Origin of the sequence: Candidatus Nebulibacter yamunensis, assembly GCF_024208055.1 — a bacterium.
Lineage (GTDB): Bacteria > Pseudomonadota > Gammaproteobacteria > Francisellales > Francisellaceae > Caedibacter > Caedibacter lacustris.
On record NZ_JAMBMW010000002.1, the window covers coordinates 187367 to 210279 of the forward strand.

The 22913-nt window shown below is 38.2% G+C and carries 29 protein-coding genes and 1 pseudogene; 11 read left to right on the plus strand and 19 right to left on the minus strand.

Translation table 11 applies throughout. The features are described from left to right. Positions 1 to 203: 203 nt before the first annotated feature. From M1V25_RS01860 to M1V25_RS01870, 3 genes are read right to left on the minus strand one after another with little or no spacing between them, the layout of a single operon-like run. On the minus strand, positions 204 to 689 hold the full coding sequence (locus M1V25_RS01860) for a DUF494 family protein (protein WP_116963351.1): 486 nt from the start codon (positions 687 to 689) through the stop codon (positions 204 to 206). Positions 690 to 699: 10 nt separating this feature from the next. After that, positions 700 to 1779, minus strand: coding sequence for a DNA-processing protein DprA (dprA, locus tag M1V25_RS01865; protein ID WP_116963352.1), 1080 nt, complete (start codon positions 1777 to 1779; stop codon positions 700 to 702). Continuing rightward, positions 1769 to 2557, minus strand: coding sequence for a hypothetical protein (locus M1V25_RS01870; protein WP_498842268.1), 789 nt, complete (start codon positions 2555 to 2557; stop codon positions 1769 to 1771). The genes dprA and M1V25_RS01870 overlap by 11 nt, the downstream gene beginning before the upstream one ends. Positions 2558 to 2650: 93 nt before the next feature. Here M1V25_RS01870 and fkpB point away from each other — a divergent pair, with 93 nt between their 5' ends. From fkpB to M1V25_RS01920, 10 genes and pseudogenes are all read left to right on the plus strand, one after another. After that, positions 2651 to 3094, plus strand: coding sequence for an FKBP-type peptidyl-prolyl cis-trans isomerase (gene fkpB / locus M1V25_RS01875; RefSeq protein ID WP_116963354.1), 444 nt, complete (start codon positions 2651 to 2653; stop codon positions 3092 to 3094). Beyond that, positions 3094 to 4059, plus strand: a complete 966-nt coding sequence (gene ispH, locus M1V25_RS01880; RefSeq protein ID WP_116963355.1) for a 4-hydroxy-3-methylbut-2-enyl diphosphate reductase — start codon at positions 3094 to 3096, stop codon at positions 4057 to 4059. Before fkpB ends, ispH begins: the two co-directional genes overlap by 1 nt. Positions 4060 to 4081: 22 nt before the next feature. After that, the gene (pssA, locus tag M1V25_RS01885; RefSeq protein WP_116963356.1) at positions 4082 to 4843 is read left to right on the plus strand and encodes a CDP-diacylglycerol--serine O-phosphatidyltransferase; all 762 of its coding nucleotides are present in this window, start codon (positions 4082 to 4084) and stop codon (positions 4841 to 4843) included. A 194-nt stretch (positions 4844 to 5037) separates the two neighbouring features. After that, on the plus strand, positions 5038 to 6963 hold the full coding sequence (gene thrS, locus M1V25_RS01890) for a threonine--tRNA ligase (protein ID WP_498842269.1): 1926 nt from the start codon (positions 5038 to 5040) through the stop codon (positions 6961 to 6963). 11 nt (positions 6964 to 6974) lie between these two features. After that, a complete protein-coding gene (infC, locus tag M1V25_RS01895; RefSeq protein WP_116963358.1) occupies positions 6975 to 7496 on the plus strand; it encodes a translation initiation factor IF-3 in 522 nt (173 codons plus the stop codon). Between the two features lie 58 nt (positions 7497 to 7554). After that, positions 7555 to 7752, plus strand: coding sequence for a 50S ribosomal protein L35 (rpmI, locus tag M1V25_RS01900; protein ID WP_116963359.1), 198 nt, complete (start codon positions 7555 to 7557; stop codon positions 7750 to 7752). A 31-nt stretch (positions 7753 to 7783) separates the two neighbouring features. Beyond that, positions 7784 to 8143 carry a 50S ribosomal protein L20 gene (rplT, locus tag M1V25_RS01905; protein WP_116963360.1) on the plus strand — a complete coding sequence of 120 codons (360 nt, stop codon included), beginning with the start codon at positions 7784 to 7786 and terminating at the stop codon, positions 8141 to 8143. 244 nt (positions 8144 to 8387) lie between these two features. Next, positions 8388 to 9707, plus strand: coding sequence for an amino acid permease (locus M1V25_RS01910; RefSeq protein WP_157966556.1), 1320 nt, complete (start codon positions 8388 to 8390; stop codon positions 9705 to 9707). Positions 9708 to 9874: 167 nt separating this feature from the next. Further along, positions 9875 to 10054, plus strand: a pseudogene (locus M1V25_RS01915) (peptidylprolyl isomerase); the annotation flags it as partial. Between the two features lie 196 nt (positions 10055 to 10250). Further along, positions 10251 to 11378 carry a site-specific integrase gene (locus M1V25_RS01920; protein WP_192877918.1) on the plus strand — a complete coding sequence of 376 codons (1128 nt, stop codon included), beginning with the start codon at positions 10251 to 10253 and terminating at the stop codon, positions 11376 to 11378. Positions 11379 to 11404: 26 nt separating this feature from the next. Here M1V25_RS01920 and M1V25_RS01925 read toward each other — a convergent pair whose 3' ends face one another. From M1V25_RS01925 to M1V25_RS01995, 15 genes are all read right to left on the minus strand, one after another. Beyond that, a complete protein-coding gene (locus tag M1V25_RS01925) occupies positions 11405 to 12391 on the minus strand; it encodes a phage late control D family protein (RefSeq protein WP_498842270.1) in 987 nt (328 codons plus the stop codon). Next, positions 12385 to 12585, minus strand: coding sequence for a tail protein X (locus tag M1V25_RS01930; protein ID WP_116963106.1), 201 nt, complete (start codon positions 12583 to 12585; stop codon positions 12385 to 12387). The genes M1V25_RS01925 and M1V25_RS01930 overlap by 7 nt, the downstream gene beginning before the upstream one ends. Positions 12586 to 12604: 19 nt before the next feature. Continuing rightward, a complete protein-coding gene (locus M1V25_RS01935; RefSeq protein WP_498842271.1) occupies positions 12605 to 13657 on the minus strand; it encodes an STAS-like domain-containing protein in 1053 nt (350 codons plus the stop codon). Between the two features lie 65 nt (positions 13658 to 13722). After that, entirely contained in the window at positions 13723 to 14139 is a 417-nt protein-coding gene (locus M1V25_RS01940) for a phage tail protein (RefSeq protein ID WP_116963104.1), read from the minus strand. A gap of 2 nt (positions 14140 to 14141) precedes the next feature. Next, positions 14142 to 16001 (minus strand): phage tail tape measure protein, encoded by a 1860-nt coding sequence (locus M1V25_RS01945; protein ID WP_498842272.1) that lies wholly within the window; start codon positions 15999 to 16001, stop codon positions 14142 to 14144. A gap of 138 nt (positions 16002 to 16139) precedes the next feature. Then, positions 16140 to 16406 carry a phage tail assembly protein gene (locus M1V25_RS01950; RefSeq protein ID WP_498842273.1) on the minus strand — a complete coding sequence of 89 codons (267 nt, stop codon included), beginning with the start codon at positions 16404 to 16406 and terminating at the stop codon, positions 16140 to 16142. 32 nt (positions 16407 to 16438) lie between these two features. Then, positions 16439 to 16936, minus strand: a complete 498-nt coding sequence (locus tag M1V25_RS01955; protein ID WP_498842274.1) for a phage major tail tube protein — start codon at positions 16934 to 16936, stop codon at positions 16439 to 16441. Between the two features lie 30 nt (positions 16937 to 16966). Then, positions 16967 to 18115, minus strand: coding sequence for a phage tail sheath C-terminal domain-containing protein (locus M1V25_RS01960; protein WP_498842275.1), 1149 nt, complete (start codon positions 18113 to 18115; stop codon positions 16967 to 16969). Positions 18116 to 18150: 35 nt separating this feature from the next. Further along, positions 18151 to 18390: a hypothetical protein gene (locus M1V25_RS01965; RefSeq protein ID WP_498842276.1), complete on the minus strand. Its 240-nt coding sequence runs from the start codon at positions 18388 to 18390 to the stop codon at positions 18151 to 18153. Next, positions 18387 to 18710, minus strand: coding sequence for a hypothetical protein (locus M1V25_RS01970; protein ID WP_498842277.1), 324 nt, complete (start codon positions 18708 to 18710; stop codon positions 18387 to 18389). Before M1V25_RS01970 ends, M1V25_RS01965 begins: the two co-directional genes overlap by 4 nt. 79 nt (positions 18711 to 18789) lie before the next feature. Further along, entirely contained in the window at positions 18790 to 19311 is a 522-nt protein-coding gene (locus tag M1V25_RS01975) for a hypothetical protein (RefSeq protein WP_498842278.1), read from the minus strand. Positions 19312 to 19337: 26 nt separating this feature from the next. Next, entirely contained in the window at positions 19338 to 20399 is a 1062-nt protein-coding gene (locus M1V25_RS01980; protein WP_498842279.1) for a hypothetical protein, read from the minus strand. A gap of 23 nt (positions 20400 to 20422) precedes the next feature. Beyond that, entirely contained in the window at positions 20423 to 20992 is a 570-nt protein-coding gene (locus M1V25_RS01985) for a phage tail protein I (RefSeq protein WP_498842280.1), read from the minus strand. Then, complete coding sequence (locus M1V25_RS01990; protein ID WP_498842281.1) at positions 20989 to 21837, minus strand: baseplate assembly protein; 849 nt, start codon at positions 21835 to 21837, stop codon at positions 20989 to 20991. The genes M1V25_RS01985 and M1V25_RS01990 overlap by 4 nt, the downstream gene beginning before the upstream one ends. After that, a complete protein-coding gene (locus M1V25_RS01995; RefSeq protein WP_116963093.1) occupies positions 21834 to 22169 on the minus strand; it encodes a GPW/gp25 family protein in 336 nt (111 codons plus the stop codon). The genes M1V25_RS01990 and M1V25_RS01995 overlap by 4 nt, the downstream gene beginning before the upstream one ends. Positions 22170 to 22343: 174 nt before the next feature. On the opposite strand from M1V25_RS01995, the gene M1V25_RS02000 reads away from it, so the two are divergent. Then, a complete protein-coding gene (locus tag M1V25_RS02000) occupies positions 22344 to 22649 on the plus strand; it encodes a helix-turn-helix transcriptional regulator (RefSeq protein WP_498842282.1) in 306 nt (101 codons plus the stop codon). 83 nt (positions 22650 to 22732) lie between these two features. Here M1V25_RS02000 and M1V25_RS02005 read toward each other — a convergent pair whose 3' ends face one another. Further along, positions 22733 to 22912: a hypothetical protein gene (locus M1V25_RS02005; protein ID WP_498842283.1), complete on the minus strand. Its 180-nt coding sequence runs from the start codon at positions 22910 to 22912 to the stop codon at positions 22733 to 22735. Position 22913 lies beyond the last annotated feature (1 nt).

Genomic DNA, 22913 nt, shown 5'->3' on the forward strand with positions numbered 1-22913 from the left:
CATGTGCCATGACTTTCTCGATAGCTTTGTCTTTTAATTTGATACTGGTTAATCCTTTTATCATGGTTTGTTTAGCAACAGCTGTGCTGACAATTTTGAGGTAACGCTTGATGGTCGTTAAAAGTAAGATGCGTCTTGGAATTTTAGTAAATAGATATTTATGGATGAGATGGATTGCTTAAGGTCAATAAGGTGTAAAAAAATTAATGGATAGTGAGAGAATTATTCAATAAATACTCTAAACCATAATCGTCATCAGTCATAAAATCACGATTTTGATTGGCTATAGTCATATCAAGTACCCATATAAACTGCTCGATTGTAATAGACTGGGTGCTAAGCATCATAATTTGATTGATCACAAACTCAAACTCATAGGCGTTGATATCACCACTAAGATAGAGCTCATTTAGAATCATTAATCCATTATCAGGAATAATCACTTTTTCGACATTGCTAAAAACTCGTATGGTACCTTTTTGATAGTCAAATGGGTCAACTTCATTCAGTTTGGCAAAGCCTTCAAGCCATAGCAGTGTGTTTTCAAGTGTAGACTCATCTAGACCTGCTTTTTTTAATTCACAAAAGAGTTCGTGTGAGTTGGTCATTTTAACAACATCCTCTTCTATTTGAGTCATGTTGTTAAATAAAGACATTAAAACTTGTAAAATGACAGGTTTACTACTCATGTTGCCTTAATTAAATTCGTTGATAACCTCCAGGAACAGCACAAATAAGTGCCTCCATCTCAAGTTCAAATAGTATGCCAGTAATTTCCGCATATGTTAAGTTAGTATTTTCTATTATTTTATCTATGGTTGTGCAAGCTGAACCGATTGCGTCAAATACTCTTTGCTGGCACTCATTAAGTAAAAGTGATTGTTGATAAAATGGTTGCTTAAGTGTGAATTGTTGTGGAAGATTAAGTTCGGTAGCGATATCTAAAGCATTCCAGACTAACTTAGCACCCATCTGAATAAGCTTATTACAGCCTTGGCTTTCTGTGTGAAAAATGTTACCAGGGATTGCAAAAACTTCGCGATTTTGCTCAAGAGCATGCATAGCCGTGATTAAAGAGCCACTTTTTTCAGCAGCTTCAATTACAAGTACACCTAAACTTAGACCACTGATGACTCTATTTCTTTGTGGAAAGTGATAGCGCTTTGGTGCTTGACCAAGGAGAAACTCAGAGATAATTAAACCATTTTGTTGGATTTGTTGATATAGGTTACGATTTTGATTGGGGTAGCAAATATCAACACCTGTACCTAGAACAGCAATGGTTTTGCTTTGCAGGGCTAATGCCTTTTGATGGACTAGGGTATCAATACCTAATGCCATGCCACTGGTAATAGTGAGTTTAAGATCAATCAGTTTAGGTAAAAGTGCATCAACCACCTTTATTCCATAGTGACTCAATTTGCGCGTACCAACAACAGCAAGTTGTAGCGTTTGTAGTAGGTTAATATCACCTATACAGTACAATGCAAGTGGTGGGTCAGAAATTTGTTTTAGTTGCGGTGGATAAGCTTCATCATCAAAGCAAATTAACTGGTGGTTTGAACTTGATTTAAGCCATTGATCAATCTTTTTCAAGTAAGGCTGATAATTTGCATGAGTAATAAAATCAATTGTAGTTTCGCTAAGTCGAAGCATAGTTGCAAATTTATGTGGCTGGCTAATAAATAAGCCAAGATCAATATTAGAAGCAATCAGTTGTTGATAATGCTTAAATTGAAAGTTAGGTATGTAATGCAAAATAGCGATATTACTGTTCATGATTTTTAGACAAGCAGGTGGATACTAGGCTTTCACTGGTGATTTCTTGTTTGGCATCTGTTATTAGCGCAATTGCATTATGGCTTGCCAAGCGATAAACAAAACCCTTCCCAATGTATTGTCCAGGAATAGCATAACCTTTTACTTTCATTTGTGGTGATTGAAAATAAACACGCATACCCATTTTAAGTCCATTGGCTTCGCCAATATTAATGAGTACAGATTGATAAGTGCCAGCAAAGTCTGCTGTAGTTTCCATGTGTGTAACAACACCTTCAATGTTTCTATCAGCAACGATTTCTTCTTCTGGGAGTTGATTATTGATTAAATCAAATGCCACAACGTGATCACCTATGTTAATCTCTTGCGTGGAATTTACTACATGCATGATCAAGGTGTTTTGATAAGTATTATTAAGCTGTGCTTCGCCTAAACGCCTAAAGACATAATTAAATTTGTTTTTAGCGTAGGGAGTGGGGATGCTGTTTACGTAAGAAAAGATATAATATTTAGAGCTTTCTTTTGTTTTAGAAACAAAAATGGTATTCGCCGTTGAAATAAGCGATGCTTTATTAGAGGAAGCGATGATTTTACCAGCTTCTGTCAAAGGAATGTCCAATAGGTAATAATTACTGAAAAAAATATCATATTGTTTTTCTAGAGTTTGCGCGTAAAGTTTGTGCCCAGACCACCCATTCAGTGTTAATAAAACAGTTAGAGATGCCCAAAAAAAACGGCATGGGTTATGTATCTGTGCTATAAACGAATGTTTGTACATTTTTTATAAATCTCGTAGAATATGCGTGTTAGTAACCTTAAAAACTCTAGCTGAATTGTTAGAGAAAAGCAAAAAAGACAACCTAGGATTTACATGAAAATAAAAGCAGATAGCTTTATAAAAATGCATTTTAAAATTCGACTTAAAGATGGTTCGATTGCAGAAGATACCAACACTTATGATCGTCCCTATATTTTTCAAATGGGAAAAGGTGTTTTTTCCGAGCGTGTCGAAAAAGAGCTTTGCGGACTTCAAATAGGTGCTAATCGCAAAATGATGTTAATGCCAGAAGATGCCTTTGGTGATAAGAATCCGGCAATGATTTATGAGGTACCTAAAAAAAGATTTCCTTCTGATATGGAGCTTGAAGAAGGTCTTATTGTTGCATTTTCACAAAAAGATGGTACCGAATTACCAGGTGTCATTACTTTGATTCAAGAGAATGATGTAACAGTTGATTTTAATCACCCACTTTCTGGGCAAGTGATTTTATTTGATGTTGATATTTTAGATGTTTCAGATAAGGATTTTGGATAATGAAAATCATTTTGGCGAATCCACGTGGTTTTTGTGCAGGAGTTTCTCGTGCAGTGGATGTTGTTGAGCGTGTGTTAGCGCTTGAACCTCATCCAATATATGTTCGTCATGAGGTTGTACATAATCGTGCAGTGGTTGAGAGTTTGAAGCAAAAGGGTGCTATTTTTGTCAAAGAGTTGGACGAAGTTCCAGATCATGCAGTTTGTATTTTCAGTGCGCATGGGGTATCTCAAAGAGTGAAAGAAGAAGCACAATGCAAATCTTTAAAAATTTATGATGCAACCTGTCCTTTGGTGACTAAGGTGCATAGAGAAGTACAAAAAGCAAGTAACACTGGAGTTGAATGTATATTGATCGGTCATAAAGGGCATCCTGAAGTGGAAGGAACTTTAGGTCAATATCAGAGTAGTTATGCACAAATTTATTTGGTTGAGAATCTTCAAAACGTGAAAGATTTGCAAGTTAAAAACCCAAATAAATTGGTATATGCTACCCAAACGACACTTTCGGTAGATGAAACGAAAGACATTATTCAGGCACTCAAAGAAAAGTATCCTAATGCAGGATCTCCCAAGAAAGAAGATATCTGTTATGCCACTCAAAATAGGCAAAATGCAGTAAGAGAATTAGCAAAAAAAGTCGACATCTTATTAGTTGTGGGTTCCAAAAATAGCTCTAACTCAAACCGGTTACGTGAACTTGCAGAGAATCATGGAGTGAATGCTTACCTTATTGATAATAAAGATGATATTGATTTAATGTGGTTTGAGAATAAGGCAAGTTGTGGTATTACAGCAGGTGCTTCTGCTCCCGAATATTTAGTGCAGGAAGTGATAGAGTTTTTAAAAAATCATTTTGAACATGCGCAACTAGAGGACTTTGAAGGAGTGAAAGAAGAGGTTACCTTTCCATTGCCAAAACTATTAAAGCAGATGCAGTTTGTTGATAAAGTGATACAACCGTAGGAAACGTTCAGGAATTTACACAATGAAAAACGAGCAATTACCCAATATACAGCGCAGTAAAGGTATTTATATTTTGCCTAATTTATTTACTTCAGCAAGTTTATTTGCAGGATTTTATTCAATTATTGCCGCTTTTAATAGTCACTTTGTGTTGGCATCTGTTTGTATTTATTTAGCAGCGATGATGGATTCACTAGATGGACGTGTAGCAAGATTAACCAACACACAAAGTGCATTTGGTGCTGAATATGATTCATTGGCTGATATTGTTTCATTTGGCGTGGCACCTGCATTAATTATTTATTTCTGGGCGGTGAAACATTTAGGTCAATTTGGCTGGGCAGTGGCATTTATTTATTTGGCATGTGTTGGATTGCGTCTGGCACGTTTTAATACCCAATTAGATGATAATTCACCAGAGAGTAAGCGTTATTTTACTGGGTTACCATGTCCTGCATCTGCAGCGACAGTTGCCGGTTTTGTATGGTTTTGTAATAGCTTAGGGCATACAATTGCAGAAGGTTGGGTGACGTTTTTTGCAACGATTATTACACTTTATCTATCTGCAATGATGGTGAGTAACATTAAGTTTAGAAGCTTCAAAGATTATGATTTAAAAGGTAAGTTTCTATTTACCCAAGCCGTCTTTGTTGTGTTTATAATCGCAATTATCTTTATCGATCCATCGATTACTTTATTTGTGTTGTTCATGATGTACGCGCTTTCAGGAACATGTACACGCTTATTTTTTAAAGGAAAAACTAAACATCAAGCTAATTCTTAAGTGTACGTATCTTCAGTTTGGAAAAGTGCGATAAAACTTGTTTTTGGCTGTTATTCATCATTCGATACTTGACAGTCGCAGTTCTAATACTTGAAAATGCTTTGTTTTGAAATTTACCACAAAACTATTTTGCAATTTTTTGAAAGTAAAAAAGTTGAATATTAAGTAAAAAAATAAAAAGCTGGAGTTAAAGAATGCCTGTTATTACTTTGCCAGATGGCTCAAAACGCACGTTTGATGGGCCAGTTTCTGTTTATAACATTGCTTTAGATATTGGTAGTGCCCTTGCGAAAGCAACCTTAGCGGGTATCGTTGATGGCAAAGAAGTTGATACAAGTTTTATTATTGAGAATGATACAACGCTTACGCTTATTACGGCAAAAGATGAAAAGGGTTTAGAAATTCTACGCCATTCTTGTGCGCATTTGTTAGCACAGGCAGTTAAACAGCTTTACCCAACAGCACAAGTAACCATAGGACCTGTTATTGAGAATGGTTTTTATTACGATTTTTCTTATGAACGAGCGTTTACTCCTGAAGACTTAGAAATAATTGAAAAACGCATGACTGAGCTTACTGCTTTGTCACAACCTGTTACAAGATCAGTTAAGTCACGCGATGATGCAATTACTTATTTTGAAGCAATCGGTGAGAAATATAAGGCTGAAATTATTGCAGATTTATCAGAAGACGAAGTTTTAAGTTTATATAGTCAAGGTGATTTTACTGATTTATGCCGAGGTCCTCATGTACCAAATACGTCATATTTGAAAGCTTTTAAACTCATGCGGGTTGCAGGAGCTTATTGGCGTGGAGATTCTAATAATGAGACGTTGACGCGCATATATGGTACTTGCTGGGCAGATAAGAAGCAGTTAAAAGAATATTTAATACGTTTAGAGGAAGCTGAGAAGCGTGATCACCGTAAAATTGGCAAAGCATTAGATTTGTTTCACTTTCAAGAAGAATCTCCTGGAATTGCTTTTTGGCATCCAAAAGGGACAGCTATTTGGCGTGTGGTTGAGGACTATATGCGTGCATCAAATACAAAATTTGGTTGTAGTGAAATTAGAACGCCATTGATTGCCGATATCTCAATGTGGGAGAAATCAGGACATGCTGCGAAGTATTCCGAGAACATGTTTATGACTCACTCAGAAAACCGTCAATATGCAATTCGACCTATGAACTGTCCAACGTGTGTCCAAGTTTATAATCACAGTTTGCATAGTTATCGTGATTTACCCATTCGCATGGCTGAGTTTGGTGCGGTACATCGAAATGAGGCATCAGGAGCATTGCATGGGCTTTTACGTGTAAGAAGTTTCACCCAGGATGATGGTCATATTTTCTGTAGCGAAGCACAAATTGAGTCAGAAGTCACGCAAATGGTTGAGCAGTGTTTTGATGTGTATCGCGATTTTGGTTTTACTGAATTTGATGTCAAACTTGCGCTTCGCCCAGATAATCGTGTCGGTTCCGATGAGATATGGGATAAGTCAGAAAAAGTATTGGCAGAAGCACTGAATAATCATGGAGTAAAATTTGATTATCTACCTGGTGAAGGCGCGTTTTATGGACCTAAAATTGAATTTCATTTAAAAGATGCAATTGGTCGTAGTTGGCAGTGTGGTACAATTCAATTGGATTTATCTATGCCAATGCGTCTTGGAGCAACTTATGTTGATGAAAACAGCGAAAAACAAGTCCCAGTTATGCTACATAGAGCGATCGTTGGTTCACTTGAACGTTTTATTGGGGTGCTGATTGAGCATTATGCAGGTAAACTTCCTGTGTGGTTGGCACCTATTCAGATCGTAGTAGTTGGAATCAGTAATAAGCAGGATGAATACCTACAAGAAGTCGAGCAAAAACTCATAAAATTTGGCATTCGCACACAAATTGACTTGAGAAATGAAAAAATTGGGTTTAAAATTCGCGAGCACACATTAGCACGCGTGCCATTTATTGGCATTGCTGGCGAGAAGGAACAATCTTTAGGACAGATTACTGTAAGAAAACAAGACGGTACTGATCTAGGTGCATTGAGTATTGATGCATTATGTAAATTGTTGTTGGCAGAAATTGGCAAAAAATGCCGTGTAAATCTAAATAATTAGGAGTTCGAGATATTAGTAAGGTAGAACAAAAATCGCCGGTAAACGAGCATATCAAGGCGAAAGAAGTCCGTTTAATTGGACTAGATGGAGAGCAAATTGGCGTAGTCTCATTAAAAGAGGCGCTAGAAAAGGCTGAAGAAGCAGGTGTTGATCTGGTGGAAATGGTGTCACAAGCCACACCACCGGTTTGTCGAATCATGGATTACGGTAAGTATCTATTTGAGCAAGGCAAGAAAAAAGTAGCTGCGAAGAAAAAGCAAAAGCAGATGCAGGTCAAAGAAATTAAAATTCGACCAGGCACTGATGTTGGGGACTATCAGGTAAAACTACGCAACCTTATAAAGTTCCTAGAAAGTGGCGATAAAGTCAAGATCACAGTACGTTTTAGGGGGCGTGAAATGGCGCACCAAGAGCTGGGTGTAGATATGCTTAAGCGTTTGGAAGCGGATTTGGAACCTTATGGAGTGGTTGAGCACCGACCAAAAATGGAAGGTCGCCAAATGATTATGGTTTTAGGACCTAAGAAAAAGTAAATGCGTTGAAAGAAGTTCCTTTTAGCGTGAATAAAAATGGTGAAATGCGGAGTATATTATGCCAAAAATTAAAACAAATCGAGGTGCTGCTAAGCGCTTTAAAAGAACTGGTAAGGGTGGTTTCAAGCATCGTTCTGCAAACCGCGCTCACATTAACACTAAGATGACGACTAAGCGTAAGCGTCATTTACGTGGTATGTCTCAAGTAGCTAAAGTAGACGTGCCAAGTTTGATTCAACAAATGCCTTATGCCTAAGTGTTAATAAATTTTTAAAGTGGAGTAGATTATGCCTAGAGTAAAAAGAGGTGTGCAAGCACGCCGTCGTCATAAAAAGATTTTAAACCAAGCTAAAGGTTATTACGGTGCACGCTCGCGTGTTTATCGTGTAGCTAAGCAAGCGGTGATTAAAGCAGGTCAATATGCTTATCGTGACCGTAAGCAAAGAAAAAGACAATTTAGAGCACTTTGGATTGTGCGTATTAATGCCGCAGCACGTCAGCACGATATGAGCTACAGCATGTTTATAAATGGACTTAAAAAAGCCAATATTGAGCTTGACCGTAAGGTGTTAGCTGAATTAGCTGTTTTCAACAAGGATGCGTTTGCGCAATTAGTTGAAAAAGCAAAAGCTGCACTTGTTGCTTAATAAGCGTAAATTAAAGGGTTTTGTTAAAGGGCATATCTTTTCTTAAGATATGCCCTTTTTTATATGTTTTAATGAAAGCAATATGATTTTGTTACTGTTTATTTAGCTGAAAATGTGAATGTATTTGTTGTGGACAATTAAAGCTTTGAAAATATTAAAATAATTGTTAATGGGCTCAGCTATTTAAAGTTTTGAGTTTGCGTTATAGAGATAAAACTTTTTTGTAATGAAGATGGGAGAAAACATGCAGAAAAAACAGTATATGAATTTTTGGATGCTGGTAGCCTTGGTTTCTGGCAATATGGTAGGCTCGGGAATATTTTTATTGCCGTCAGGGTTGGCCAAATTTGGTACAATCAGTATTTTAGCATGGATTTTTACAGCGCTAGGGTCGGTGTTGTTAGCTTTGGTGTTTTGTAGTTTTAGTCGTCTTGTTCCTAAAGTGGACGGCGGACCTTACATCTATGTCCGAGTTGGCATGGGTAAGTTTATGGGGTTTCAAAGTGGTTTCGGTTACTGGATATCATTGTGGGTTGGAAATTGTGCGATTTCTTTGGCGGCAGTTGGTTATTTAAGTTTTTTCTTTCCAATTCTTGAAAATAGGACGGTTGCTGGAATTACTGCAATTGGTATTATTTGGCTATTCACCGGATACAATATGTTTGGTGCAAGGACAGTAGGGTGGTTACAGATTTTGTCAATGATTGGTAAGGGTCTTCCATTATTATTTATTATTTTTGTGGGTATTTGGTATATTCATCCTGAATATTACCTTGAGTTTAATCGCACAGAAAACTCAAGTTTAAATGCAATTAGTGCAGCAGCATCGCTAACGCTGTGGGCATTTATTGGGCTTGAGTCTGCCACAGTCACAGCCAGTAAGGTTAAAAACCCTAAAAAGACCATTCCTTTGGCAACGCTTACCGGGACATTGATTGCAGCATTTATTTATATTTTAAGCTCGACAGTTATTATGGGAATGCTGCCAGCAGCAGATTTAGTAAATTCAAATGCACCATTTGCGTTAGCTGCAAAAGAAATTATTGGTCAAAGTGGTGGTGTGATAATTGCTGTTGCCGCAGTTATAGCATGTTTAGGAACACTTAATGGCTGGATAATGGTGGCATCTATCGTTTCTAAATCAATTGCTGAAACAAATCTATTTCCAAAAATATTTGCTAAGCAGAATAGGTATGGTGCTCCAAGTTTTAGTTTAATTTTATCAGGTGTGCTTATGACAGTGTTGTTATTGTTGACAATGTCAAAAACATTGGTTGAACAGTTTGAGCTTATTATTCTAATGGCAGTTTTAACAGCACTTGTTCCTTACTTCTATACTACAATTTCAAACATTTTAGTTATTAAGCAACAAGATGCCAATAGCCCATTTTGGCAAACAGCAATTATTATTGCTGTATTAGCTTGTGGATATTCTTTTTGGACTATCGTAGGTTCAGGTCAAGAAGTTGTTTATTATGGTATGATTTTGTTCTTCTTAGGTACCCCAATCTATGCGATTGCCGAGTGGATGAATTTACAGAAAAAAACTCAAAGTAGCTTTTAGAGTTTTCCTTCATAGCGACATAAACAAGGTCTTTACTTGTGGAAACCTTTACTCAAGGGAATGGGTATGTTTTTTTGTTAAATTAAGCTTTGTTTTGATGTAAAGGTTGTCTTTTATCAGACGATTCGTTACACTTCAACGTTTATTAATCATAAGGAGTAAATATTATGGCACAAGCATCGGCTCGCCACATTCTCGTTCAAACTGAAACAGAATGTGAAGCACTTAAAAAAGAAATTGAAGCAGGTAAGGATTTTGCTAAAGCTGCTGCTGAGAAATCTCTTTGTCCCTCTGGACGAAATGGTGGTGAATTAGGTACGTTTAGTCCAGGACAAATGGTTCCGGAGGGGGGTGCAGGTCATTTTCGCTGATTTTTTACATGCAGCTCAAGATGGGGAAACCATTTATTTTAATGACTTTTAGTAACATTTTTTATTTTCGGAGAAAGAAGTTTTTCCTCTCGGTTTTATTATTTTTTGTTACCTATATGTTACCTGTAAATGCTATACTATGACCATTGGTCTACCTAAAACCAGGAATAAAATGCCCAAATTAAAATTAACTAAAACAAACATTTCTGAACTAGAACCAACCAATAAAATAATAGACTATTTCGACTCAGAAGTTAATTGCTTAGTTTTAAGAGTATTTCCATCTGGTGCTAAAACTTTTTCAATAATTTATCGGAATTCTGAAAAGAAGCAAAAGCGTTATACCATTGGCAAATTTCCTACAATCCCCTTGCCGGTTGCCAAAAAAGAAGCGCAACGACTGTTGCTTTTAGTGTCACAAGGTCAAGACATACAAAAAGAAAAAGCACAACATGATAAATTAACATTAAAAAACTATCTTGACCGTTTCTATTTAGATTGGAGTAAAAAAAACCATAGAAGTTATAAGCAAACGCATCATAGGCTTTTGGTTGTATCCAAGTCATTGCATAATATGTTACTAAATGAGATTGATTTAAAAATTCTAAATAATTTCTTATTTCAATATAAAAGCGAGTCGAATGTTTCAGATTCAACCTTGAATAAAACTGCTACCGTTTTAAAAGGGGCAATAAGTAGGGCTGTAGAGTTTGGTTATTTGCAAGCAAATAAGTTAACTGGATTTAAAAAATTCAAGGAGTCTTCTGGTAAAATACGTTATTTATCTAGTCGTGAATCTGAGGCGTTATTAACTGCATTAGATGGTGCTGACAAATTGATTCGTAACATAGTCACTCTCGCTTATTATACAGGGATGCGCAGAGGTGAAATATTTACACTTAAATGGAGTGATATTGATTTAAAAACTAATCAAATTACTTTAGATAAAGATAACACTAAATCAGGTCATGCTCGCAGTATTCCCATGCACAAAAATGTCCGGCAAATGTTTCTTGATATTTGCAGTAATGGTAATCAGAGCGGGCTTGTTTTTAAGTCACCAATAACGGGTGGCAAGTTGGATAATATTAATAAGTCGTGGATTACATTAATGAAAAAAACAGAAATAGATAATTTCCGTTTCCATGATTTACGACATAACTTTGCCAGCCAGCTTATAATGAAGGGCGAAAGTTTATCAGTAGTTAGAGAGCTGCTTGGTCACAGTGATTTTAAAATGACACTTAGATATGCGCATTTAGCCCCGGAACATAGACAAAAGGCAGTTGATTTGTTATGAAATTATCTTATTTTAGGATTCGCAATCTACTCGTTTAACTGTTTAAGCGTCAACTGAGCGCTTGTTTGATACCCTTGTTTACTAAGGGAGTGTGTTGCTGTTTTAACATACCAGTCCTGCGGTATATCCTCACGCAAGCCTTTGATTTTAATCGGCACGCCCGCAATAATATCTGGATTGCCGATGGTTGTAATATTCAAGGAGTCAGTATCAAGCGCGTACCCTTTTAATTCTCTGTTAGCTGCTGCTTTTGCCGCTGCTTCGTTTTCGTATGTCCAGGATAGGGCGAATTCAGGTTGCCCACTCCCTACAGTTACTTTTTTTGTTTCGGCGCTATCAACATCGTGATATTTCGCATTCACACTTCTAAACTTTGCTTCTTTTTTACTGCTATAGCTTAGCTGTGATATTTGTTTTAGGTCGAGTGTAAGTGTTAAGATGTCCTCGTCTTTGGCGTTTTTGCCTTTCTCATCAAGCACGACTAGTTTAGTGTGCGTAGGTTTTAATGTGCAACCATGCTGCCTAACTACTCGATACAAAAAACCGATATTGCCCTCATCGGTTTGGTCGATGTGCTCAATTTGTATTTTACCTAGCCCTGGTATAACAGATGACTCTAGCCCATGCTCTTTTGCAATTATATCCACTAAACTTGCAAGCGTTATATTGTCAAAAGAGCGTGTTTGTTGGGTCTGCATCGCCTTGTATGTATTTGATGCCGCAAAGGGCACGCTATTAGCATTTAAACTTAATACGCTTGGCGGATAACGGTAGCTCATCGTATCAACAAAGAAAAAACCAAAATCATGCAGATTGTCTTTGTAGCCAAGATGTACATTAAGCTTCGCACTAGACTCAGGAAATTTAAGCGAATCCGTGTAGTCTGCCAGATGCAAACTTAATCCATCGGCATGGTCTCCTGTTGTATCGGTAATCGTTAAGCTCACCAACGCTGCTTTTATCTTTGCGGTGATGTCTTTATCATCGGCTAAGATTTGGTAATCAATTACCATAAGGTTACTCTTCTTTTAGCTGTTGGCTTTTCAATCTCTGGTAATTCAATGGTAATACCAGATGGGAGTACTGCACCTAATTTTGCCAGCTCACGATTTGCCTCAAGCACTTTGTTAGTAACTTCTGTCGTGCCGTAATACTTGTAGCAAATATAATCGAGCATATCTCCGTCTTTCGTGGTGTATTTAGCCATAATACAAAAATCCTTAAAATTAACTTTTTTTATTGATCTTAGCAGTGCCAACTGCGCGCTTAATCATGAAATCAACATCTGGTTGAGCATTAACATACGTTAATTTTACATCAGGATAACGTGTTGTAAAAACACGAAAAACTTCATCGGCAAAGCCCTGCCCAATCAACCGAATTCCCGCAAAATCAATCACTGCTTCTTTAAACTCATTAACTCGTGTCAGCAAACGTTTGGCTTGTGAACGTGAAACTAGTGCTTCATTTTCATATTGAATTAATTTTGCCTTTATAATTGTCTTTGAAAACATATATTCTCCCTCCTCATCTATAACTGTATATTGCTTGAATATTGCAGTGACAGATTTAGGGGTAAATTTATTTATTTTAAAAACAACTTTTGTCCCTTCATACATACTTCTTCTGGCCATGCCCTCAAGCTCAGAAAGACTATTAACATCAAGCTCATGATGAAAAATTAAACCATGTGAAATTATGGAAAATTCATCACTAATTTTAGAAGAAAAGAAGATACCCTCTCCAGAGTGAGCTTCTGGCATTGTTGTTAGGCGCCCTTTTGATAACTCAAACATAGCATGCTGCTCATCTTTCAAATTCTTATATCTACAGATTTTTTTAAAAATACCCACCCCGTTATCAGTAATCGATACCAAATATCCATATGCACTTTCAAATAAAGCAATCCTTATAGTATCACCTTCAGAATGTTCTATTGCATTGTTTAACATTTCTGTAAAGACATGAAACATTGAGTCTTTAAGCTCGATATCATTTTTAATAAGGGACAGAATATGTTTAATCCAAATATCGTATTCACTAGCTTCTTTTGTAATATCTTTTAGTTTAAAATTCTGAGCAAATAAGCGTTTTTGCAATAAATGGAGGTATCCCTTACTGCACTCAAAAATTTGCATTGGCTTCTCTAATTTTTTCAGATGTTGGTACACGTTTTGGACAGTTACACCATGCTTTTCCGCTATGTTTTTTGCCACTTCTGATTTTTTACGATTTCCTGAATCAATCATTTTCAAAATTTCAATAAGCACATCCGACATTTTAAACAACCATTTATTTTTTATTAAATTATACTCAATTTTTTTATAAACTCCAATGGTGAATTTTAGATCGCATTTTTTACATAAGCTTTCGCTTGGTCAATTGCCGTGGTTTCTGGATAGCGTGATAAACTCACCGAGTAACTTGTGTTGCTGTTGTTGGTGTTCTCTTGCTGGATATTGGTTATTGCCCATTTGCCGTAAATAAAGCCATCTAAATCAAATAAAAAATTACTGTCTTGACTGGCTGCGAGCTCTCTTAATGCTACAAGAGCGCCTTTTGCCCCTAGATTGTCACACGGAAAGGTCACCCCTGAGATAGTCATGGTTTCTGACTGGTCCCCCGTATTTTGCAGAGCTGGGCTATTATTAACCCGCTCTTGCGTTGCCCAGTTACTTGAGTAGCTTTTGCTTATCTTATTGTAAGTTGCAGTATTAACACTAAATGGCAACTTGCCAAGTACTAACGGAATAAACGCCATTTTTAAACGCCTCCATAATTAAAGTCATATAGTGCCTTTTGCGTGGCTTCTTCAACCCCTTGCATAATCGATAATTTATCGCCATTGCCTTGTACCGTAACTTGATTGGTGATTGTCACATTATTGGTTTTATTGCTGTTGTTGATTTGCTGATTAGCTGCTTTAACTTGCTGTTGCAATTGACTGAAATCCTCCGTTTGCAACGGCTTATAGTTATTCCAGCTGATTTTATTTTCAGCATTTGCACTTTTTTCTGCTTTATCACTGCCACCAAGCCCAAAGAACTTAGCCACTGAGGTCGCCTTCTCCGCTACCCATTTAATCATTTTTACCTGTGGCTCAAACAGCTTTGCAATAAAATCAATCGCGCTGTTGAATATGTTTTTTATGCCGTCCCACAAGCCTGCAAAGAAGTCTTTAATAGGCTCCCAATATTTGTATATGAGTAATGCCGCTGCGGCAATTCCTGTGATTGCCAAACCAATGGGATTCGTCAAAAAAAGTCGACTCACCAGCTTAAATGTAGTGCCAAGCCCTTTGATGACTGAGCCTAGATTCATAATTTTATTGACCATGCTAAACGCCATTGTCCCGCCGACTATTTTGAAGGCATTATCTAGTCCAATGGTTGATTGAATAAAGCTCCCAACTGCCTTTACACCACTAAACACTGAGCTAATCATACTACTAAAGGATTTCACCCATTCGCCTATTTGCCCGCGATTTGCCGCAATCCATTCGGTCATATTCGTAAATAAAATTGTCATTTTCGGCATAAGCTCATTGGCAACTGAAAAAGCTACGCTCTGTAAGCTTAGTGTCATTCTCCCATAAGCATCGGTATTGAGCTCTGCTGCACGTAATGATTTTTCTTCAAACACAGCACCCGTTTCATGCGCTTCTTTACCCAGTTCTTTTAAGCCTTTGGAGCCATTCTTAAGCATATTCACCATGTCAGCACCTTCACGTCCAAATATCCGTGTGGCAATGCGCAAGCGTTCTTGGTTATTTGCCACCCCATTCATAGCATCGGCAATAAGCCCTAATGCCTGGTCTGGCTTTAATGATTTAAGTTCCTCAGCACTTAAGCCCAGTTGATTTAGAGCATCTTTTGCTTCACCTGTCCCATTGGCGGCATCCACCACATTTTTTTGCATAAACTCTAATGACTTGTCGAGCTTTTCGGTTGATATGCCCGCAAGACCAGCGGCATAACGCAGTTCTTGCAATGCGTCTGTACTCAGATTAAGCTTGTCGGCGGTTTTGGCAATATTGTCAGCATGTCCAGCAAAGCTACCCACTAATTTCATCGTAGCAGCTCCTATTGCACCAATGGCAGCTGTAACACCTAATGCGACATATTTGAGCTTACTTATGCCAGCGCCAAGCGTTGATAATGTGTTGCCTTTAATCCTTGCCTGTCTTTGCGTTTTTTCTAACTGCATTTGCAAACGTTTTTCTTCTGACGTTAAGTTAGCGGTGTCAATACCTGCTTTTTTAAGTGTGGTGCCAAGCTCCTTTAATCCTTTTTTTTGAGATTGGAGTGCCGCATTCGTTTTATTTACCTGCTGCTGTTTTTTGGATATTTTTGCCGATAATTTATCATCTTGTCCGCCTGCCGCATTGTACGCGCGCTGCAAGGCTTTAAGCTCAGCAACTTGTGATTTATAGCTTGTGTTTGTTTTAGCAATTGCCGCTTGATCAGCTTGTAATTTACCAATAAGCGCTTGGTTATCTTTTAATGATTTCTCTTTTCTGCCTAGATAATCCAGACTCTTGGCAGCACTGTCGGTTGCTTTACTAAAGCTTGGATTAATACTGCCGCCCAATTCAAGACTAACTTTTTTGTTCCAGTTTGCCATCGTTTACTCACTATTTATCTAAGCCACTTTTGGCTTTTATCCAATCCACTGCAAGCTTGTAATATTCAATCAGCTCAGACAACGGCAAATTGTCTAACTCACTGACTTGCCAGCCCGTTTGTGTTGCTATAACAAAGATTAATTCGTTATATGCTTTGGGTCGTAATCGGCATCCGTAATCTCGCTTAATGCCTGCTGCAGCTTAGCACTATCTGCCATCACCACATCATCAAGTGATGCCAATGACACGCCCGTCAGACGACTGATCAGCATATCTTCCTTGGCAATATCATTCTCAATATTAGCAACGGCTTTTAGATCACCACGCGTGGGCTCCCTAAAATGAATGATATTGGTGTGTTCACCACTGGTTAATTTGACCTGATTGCGTAAGGTTACTTTCATTGTTTCATCCTTTCTTTTTATTTTTTTCTACTTTAGTTTGAAATATTGGCTAATACGCCTTCAAGCTGGTTGCTGCCATTGAGGCTGCGGACATTGTTAATCGGGTCGACCTCAATCAGATCCTCACCATCGGCATTAAAGCGATAATAACTGACTGACAGGGTGACACTCGTCTCACCCAATGACTCAGCATTAATGGTGCCATTGTCATAGTCTTTAACAAGCCCTCTCATTTCAATCGTGAGTTTCTTTTCTGTGCCGTCTTTATTACGCAAACTGCCACGGATAATTAATGGCGCTTCTTTGTTACCAATCAGTTTGATTGGGTCGGTTTGTAAGCCCTTAAACTTAATCACAGACTCCATCTTTTCAACTTTGCCCGTATCCACATCAACCGTGCCTGACATGCCTGCAGCTGTCCATTCTTCCGTTTTGACCGTAACTTTTGGCAGCTGTACTTCGCTAGCAGTTCCAAGATAAGCAATGCCGTCCAGATACACACCAAAGTTAATTAAAATATTGTTAAACATGCTTTTTGCTCCCTATTACTCTTTATTTAATTAAAAGATTTCCGAAATATAATCATTTACTAAATGGCTATTAAATGTAATATGTTGGGCGGGATAAACAGGCGTAAAATCAAAACTAAATGTCACATGCCCGTTAGCAATCTCATTCTCACTGTTTAACTCTGGGTCCGCCCAGCATTTACCACCCAAGATGCGTCCTTGGGCAACGAGTGATCTAAGATAACCATTGACGCTCATCACAATATCATCGACAAAGGTCTTGCTAATACCCCTATCAACTGCCCAGTTATGTGCATATAGCAGCGACTCGTTTAACATATCTGCAGTTCTACGCACACTTAAAAACTGCCACTTAGGATCATTTGAGCAGGTTAAGTTACCCCATAACCTAAAACCATTTTGATTAATAATGGTTGCTATCTTGTTTTCGTTTAAGTAATTCGCACGACATTCGCCATTTAATTCAAAGTCAATAGCGCGCTCTGTCCCCGTTACGCCATAAATCTCATGATTTGATGGTGAGTAATGCCAACCATACGCTTTATCAATACGAGCAATTAAACCTGCAATACGTGGCGAGCTTGGCTTGGCAACCTCCACGCCACTGGCTAAAACCATTACGCGCGGGTCAATTACATAAACACGTGCCGAACCAAAGTTTTTCCGATAAGCAATAGCAGCCGTATCGGTGGTGCTCGGCGCCTCGGCAATAATCACCGCTTTTAAGCGCTCGGCAATGCTCATTAACTCCTGTACAATCCCCACCTCATTGCTAAAATTTGGCGCAATTAAAATGCGGGGGGTTAAACCCAATGTGGACCCCGCATCCAAAAATGCCTGCACACCCGTGCGCTGCCCTGTATCACTGTCAATACCTCCTTGCACATTGGCTAACATTTGTGCGTTATCATCGGCATGGTCAACGCGTACTACTACCACCATTGCCCCAACTTGGTCAAAGATGCCATCGATTGCATCTGGCAATGTCCCATTACTGCCCAACTTTGCCGCTTCGGTTCTGTTACCCGCAATTAGCACAGGCACATTGAGTGGAAATACCGCATTATCGGCATCTGGAGCGGTCCCAATTAATCCAATCACACTGGATTTAACCGTGCGAATTGGACGCGCACCGCCATCAATTTCAACAACTTCCACCCCATGGTAAAATGCACTCATTATACTTTCCCCTCTTTCTCATTAATATTTATCAATCATTTGCTCCAAATACGCTCTAGCTCTGCCAGGTCCTGCTTATCTTGATTCGCCAAATACAATGCTTCTCGCGTTTTTAAATAACAGCTTGCAAGCTTGAGTTCATTTTGTATTGTGGCACAGCCGTGTACTAACCTTTGCTCCATTAGCTCAGGCGGGATATGCCCAGAGACTTGCGCGCGCGGAAATAAGCTGCAACCGCCTAACAATAAAAACGTTAACGATAAAACAATTTTCATTTAACATCTTCTTGGATTTTGAGCCCCTTCGGTGGCGTGTATAACATTTCTTGGACATTCATACTGTAACTCTCCAGCCATTTACTGCGCTCATCTTGCGGTAACGCATGGATGTAACTGGTAAATGTATCCATCTGCTTACCAAAAGCCTTATTAATTTTAATTTGTTCATTTTGGTTTTTGACGGTTACTTGATTGGCTGATAGCCACATGTCATTCATTTTGTTAAGCTTACTGTCTAAATAATAAGCTCCACCTAAAACAAACAGTAAAATAATCATGCTTGGTAATATACTTAATATTGCCCTAATCACATTCACACGGATAAAACCCCCTTAGTCTGATTAACAGTGTAAAGTCTTAAATGTATAAAGTTTGTGCGAATTAATACTAGTTTTATCAAACACCCCTATACATCTTAATATTTTTAAGGCTCCTCTCCGCATCTTGCTTAAACTGCTCAAACAGCCCGTCCACTTGAGCAATACTTGTCGCGTGTTGGACCGCATCAACTGCTTTAATCTCTAAACCATCTAATTCAGCATTTTGCAATGCTAAAATATCCGCCAGTTCAATTTGTCTTTGCGCTAATTGTTCAATCGTCTCACCAAACCCGCGCTTGGTTGCTTCAATCGTTAGTTGCTGTTTATCTACATCCGTAGCTGCACCCGCCAATACCCGCCTTGCCCGTTTTTCTTTTTCTACCCAGCCCACCATGCGCTCAGCTTCTGAATAGTTTGATAGTTGCATCCGCACCTGTTTGGTAAAAGCTAATATGCGATTGATTGTATTTTCTTGACGTATATTTAATTTAATCCGCGCTTCTTCTTTTTTTGTTATGTTTAATTTGTCTAACCTGTCTATTGGTACACTTTTTAATATTTGACCGTCCGTTAAAATTACACTCTGTATTACATTCATATTTTTATCTCTCCCCAAAATTACAATTAATCTTCTAAATGTTCTAGATAAGGCAAATACCCCCACCGTGGATTTGCTCTATCTAGTGGGAAACGACCTGCCACATTGGCAAGCATGCAAAATAAGATTTCACCTGATTCCGAAGATGGGTAAGGATGAGGATGAATGTATGACGTATCTTCCAAAGAATATGTAACACCGCACAACCCCCACTTATCAGTTATTCCTTCAAAGTAAGCTCCATTATTGATGCTAATTCCCCCGTTGATAAGCTTGGAATAACACCCTACAGTGACAAAATTGTGATAATTTATAAACCAATAAAAAAGCCAATATTTCTCCACGGTATAATTATTATCTATTACGCCACTCCATCTAACACGCACTATATTAAAATAGGGTGGGTAAAAATATCGTTGACCGTAACGCCCCATTGCAGTTAATATTTCCTGCTCTTCGGCATCGCGGTTTTCCCAAGGGACATCTGAATGAATGGTTTTATAAATCTCAAAACTAATGGTGATATTGGGATTGATAACAAAGTAATCTAATCTCCCATTGGTTATTGTACCTAATTGATTGCGTGACAATCGCCAATAAGGATAGCCGTAGGCTTTATTATCAATCTCTGATTTTAGATAATAGCGCTCATCGTGTTGATGCTCATTAAACGTTTTAAAATCGACAAAGCTATCTGATGGCACGATAAGCGATACACTAGCCATGTCGCTACCACTAAAGGTCAAGTAAATATTAATTTCAGCCTCAATATTTGCATCTTGTGTGTATTTAAAACTGTTAATCGGTCCGTAGGCAAATACGTCACCTTGCTCATCGTACAAATAGCATTTTTGTACCACATCATTGATTGCGAGTCCTGCTGGCATTAAACATTTAACGCGCAAGGTGGTCGCATTCTCGTTGCTAATACTTGATATCCCACCCTTATATAGATTGTCGCCTTTTATCTCAAGTGTGGCATCTGCGCTGTTGGTTAATTCAAACTGGCTCAGTTTTACCTGCACCCCTGTTTGTTGTGCGTTGGCAAGTTTTGCCAGTGCGTTTTGTGTTAATATTAATTGTGGCATTTTCCCCCCTTTTTTTAATACTTTTACTTAAATCTCAATCGCATCATTACCCCACATCCAACAAAAGCGATAACTTTATTAGTTGGGATGCCTTGGCGCAAGATTACTCTCGTCTTATTGCCTGCTTTGATAGTGTTGTATACATGAGTTTTAACTGATAATACACACACAGTTTGTACATTTTTATTAGCGTTTATTGTGTTACTAATTAAATCTGTGTTAAACGCTCCCGGTGATTGTTTAGTAATATTGACCTTAATCGTGTGCGGCGTGCCGTTGTATTCGTACCATTCTTTTACAGTAATATCATAGTCGGCAATATTAAGTGCTTTTTTAAGCGCCCCAAGCGTGCCCTTTTGGCGGTGTATTTCAACCGATTTTTTGATATATTCGCGCTTTTCTGATTCGGTTAAATCGTTGTAAATTGCAAAATCAACACTAAGCGCACTTGCCAAATAAGGCAAAAACTCATACGGGCATAAATCTGCATTCCAAAGTTTTTGGATTAACAAGTCTTTATTATTTAATACCCTTTCAAATGATTCAACAATTGCCTTTTCTAGGTCCGTGCTATTGGGCGGTAATAAACTCATATCCCAGCCTCAATAATGTTAATTGCAGTACAATAAGGCGTTTGATGTTTACCTGCTTTAATATTTACCTTAGGCTCGTTTAATTGCTCAACAACAGCAACTCCTTCAATATTGAGTTTGGCATATATTTCAGATAGGGCAACGGTAGCCCCGATTCTGTGCTTTTGTGCGACAAGCTCATTGATTGCATTGAGCATATGTTTTTTAACCGTTTCAATATCTGCCGAGCGCTCAAACTTGACCACCGCATCGATAGTATAATTTAGTACCTGTACACTATTCACAATGACTTGCGCCCCTAGTGGCTTTCTATCTTCGTGGTTTAAATAGTTTGTAACCACAGTAATCAGGTTGCTATCCGCTTCGCCGTTATCACTCGCATTTGATTGTATTGTGACAAAGGCTTTGGCTGGCTGTGCTATATCATCATATGCTTTAACATCCGACACGCGTGTATCTGCCTCGAGACTGAGCGCTTCATATGCGCGTGCTACCCCTGCCGTGCTCACCTTATCAAGCGCTGTTAATATCCGTACTCTAAAGCGCTTATCTTCTTCATTTTCTTGTCGAGTTTCGGCAAGTAAGGCACCTAAATTATCTAAATCAGCACCTTTGGCAAAGGCAATTAAGACTGCCTTAATTTGATCGTTGCGCTCTTGGTCTTTAAGTGTTAACAAGTAAGCACATGCCTCAAAAGTCTTAATCACTGGGTCTGATTCTAAATATGCATCGTAATCTGGCGTTAGCTTTTTAAATTGCTCAAGCAATGCAGTAAAGTTCGCTTCATAATCTACAGTTCTGATAGATACAGGTAATGGTAATTTGGCAAGATTAAACGCACTCATAACACCACCCCGCGCAACTGAGCAGGTTTGCCATTAGGTTGATAAGTAAAATCAACGTCGATAGTTAAGCGACCGCTATTGGTAATCGTTGGCACAACGCGCGTAAGTTTGACCCTTGGCTCCCATGTATCAATAGCTTGCGCTGCTGCTAATATCACTTGTACAATCGTTTGGTTATTCATCGGTTTGTCAATAAAATCAAACAAACGACTGCCATAGTTACGCAGCATTACACGCGTCCCAATTGGCGTGGTTAAAATATCTCTAATTGATTGCTGGACGTGCTCAATATCATCAATGGCACGTCCTGTAAAACGGTCTACCCCTCTCATTATTTTTACACCCTCCCCCGATGGTATAGATCAAGAATGGGGCTAAATATGAGTTAAGATTGTGCGGGATCATGGCGAGATACACTTGACATGTACTCATTTATTGATTACGATGCAATATATATAACGGGAAAATTGGATTAAACTATATCGAAATTGATGAGGTGAATAAACATGAGCACTGATGCAATCAAATACATGGACCAATTGTTAGGTGATCAACAGACATTTGCAAATACATTACAGGCTCTACGCAAATGCGAAGAAATCACACAGGCAGACTTTGCTAAAAAAATTGGCATCCCCAAACAACATTTGTGTGATATTGAACATGGTCGCAGACCTGTTGGTATTAAACTTGCTATGCGTTTTGCAGAAGCACTGGAAATGAATCCAAAAAGCTTTATAACCCTTGCTTTGCAAGATGTTATTAATCATGAGAATTTACACTACACTGTTGAATTGCATGGTGCTGCCTAATCACCTAAAATAAACATACAAAATACCAACAAACCAAGTTTTCAAAAATTTGGTTTTAGATCACTTTCAATACAACCTCAAACTTATTGCTTCAAAAGAAACACAACACAACTACCCACAAAATAACCTACCAAGCTAAAAATACAGTATTTCGTTAAACTGATCGTATTGCTACCATCAAAAAATCCAAGATTTAGCAATAAAAACACATTCATCATAGTAATTAATGTGCATAGTAGAAAACTCTCTACCACTTCAAGCATT

Bases quoted from the DNA above. Each gene is read 5' to 3' on its own strand.
- M1V25_RS02000 (WP_498842282.1), top strand. From the start codon at position 22,344: ATGAGCACTGATGCAATCAAATACATGGACCAATTGTTAGGTGATCAA.
- M1V25_RS01955 (WP_498842274.1), bottom strand. From the start codon at position 16,936: ATGTTTAACAATATTTTAATTAACTTTGGTGTGTATCTGGACGGCATT.
- fkpB (WP_116963354.1), top strand. From the start codon at position 2,651: ATGAAAATAAAAGCAGATAGCTTTATAAAAATGCATTTTAAAATTCGA.
- M1V25_RS01990 (WP_498842281.1), bottom strand. From the start codon at position 21,837: ATGAGTGCGTTTAATCTTGCCAAATTACCATTACCTGTATCTATCAGA.
- rpmI (WP_116963359.1), top strand. From the start codon at position 7,555: ATGCCAAAAATTAAAACAAATCGAGGTGCTGCTAAGCGCTTTAAAAGA.
- M1V25_RS01995 (WP_116963093.1), bottom strand. From the start codon at position 22,169: ATGAGAGGGGTAGACCGTTTTACAGGACGTGCCATTGATGATATTGAG.
- M1V25_RS01985 (WP_498842280.1), bottom strand. From the start codon at position 20,992: ATGAGTTTATTACCGCCCAATAGCACGGACCTAGAAAAGGCAATTGTT.
- M1V25_RS01910 (WP_157966556.1), top strand. From the start codon at position 8,388: ATGCAGAAAAAACAGTATATGAATTTTTGGATGCTGGTAGCCTTGGTT.
- pssA (WP_116963356.1), top strand. From the start codon at position 4,082: ATGAAAAACGAGCAATTACCCAATATACAGCGCAGTAAAGGTATTTAT.
- M1V25_RS01945 (WP_498842272.1), bottom strand. From the start codon at position 16,001: ATGGCAAACTGGAACAAAAAAGTTAGTCTTGAATTGGGCGGCAGTATT.
- M1V25_RS01950 (WP_498842273.1), bottom strand. From the start codon at position 16,406: ATGAAAGTAACCTTACGCAATCAGGTCAAATTAACCAGTGGTGAACAC.
- M1V25_RS01980 (WP_498842279.1), bottom strand. From the start codon at position 20,399: ATGCCACAATTAATATTAACACAAAACGCACTGGCAAAACTTGCCAAC.
- thrS (WP_498842269.1), top strand. From the start codon at position 5,038: ATGCCTGTTATTACTTTGCCAGATGGCTCAAAACGCACGTTTGATGGG.
- rplT (WP_116963360.1), top strand. From the start codon at position 7,784: ATGCCTAGAGTAAAAAGAGGTGTGCAAGCACGCCGTCGTCATAAAAAG.
- M1V25_RS01965 (WP_498842276.1), bottom strand. From the start codon at position 18,390: ATGAAAATTGTTTTATCGTTAACGTTTTTATTGTTAGGCGGTTGCAGC.
- M1V25_RS01920 (WP_192877918.1), top strand. From the start codon at position 10,251: ATGCCCAAATTAAAATTAACTAAAACAAACATTTCTGAACTAGAACCA.
- M1V25_RS01960 (WP_498842275.1), bottom strand. From the start codon at position 18,115: ATGAGTGCATTTTACCATGGGGTGGAAGTTGTTGAAATTGATGGCGGT.
- M1V25_RS01870 (WP_498842268.1), bottom strand. From the start codon at position 2,557: ATGTACAAACATTCGTTTATAGCACAGATACATAACCCATGCCGTTTT.
- M1V25_RS01935 (WP_498842271.1), bottom strand. From the start codon at position 13,657: ATGTCGGATGTGCTTATTGAAATTTTGAAAATGATTGATTCAGGAAAT.
- ispH (WP_116963355.1), top strand. From the start codon at position 3,094: ATGAAAATCATTTTGGCGAATCCACGTGGTTTTTGTGCAGGAGTTTCT.
- M1V25_RS01940 (WP_116963104.1), bottom strand. From the start codon at position 14,139: ATGGCGTTTATTCCGTTAGTACTTGGCAAGTTGCCATTTAGTGTTAAT.
- M1V25_RS01930 (WP_116963106.1), bottom strand. From the start codon at position 12,585: ATGGCTAAATACACCACGAAAGACGGAGATATGCTCGATTATATTTGC.
- M1V25_RS02005 (WP_498842283.1), bottom strand. From the start codon at position 22,912: ATGCTTGAAGTGGTAGAGAGTTTTCTACTATGCACATTAATTACTATG.
- dprA (WP_116963352.1), bottom strand. From the start codon at position 1,779: ATGAACAGTAATATCGCTATTTTGCATTACATACCTAACTTTCAATTT.
- M1V25_RS01975 (WP_498842278.1), bottom strand. From the start codon at position 19,311: ATGAATGTAATACAGAGTGTAATTTTAACGGACGGTCAAATATTAAAA.
- M1V25_RS01925 (WP_498842270.1), bottom strand. From the start codon at position 12,391: ATGGTAATTGATTACCAAATCTTAGCCGATGATAAAGACATCACCGCA.
- M1V25_RS01860 (WP_116963351.1), bottom strand. From the start codon at position 689: ATGAGTAGTAAACCTGTCATTTTACAAGTTTTAATGTCTTTATTTAAC.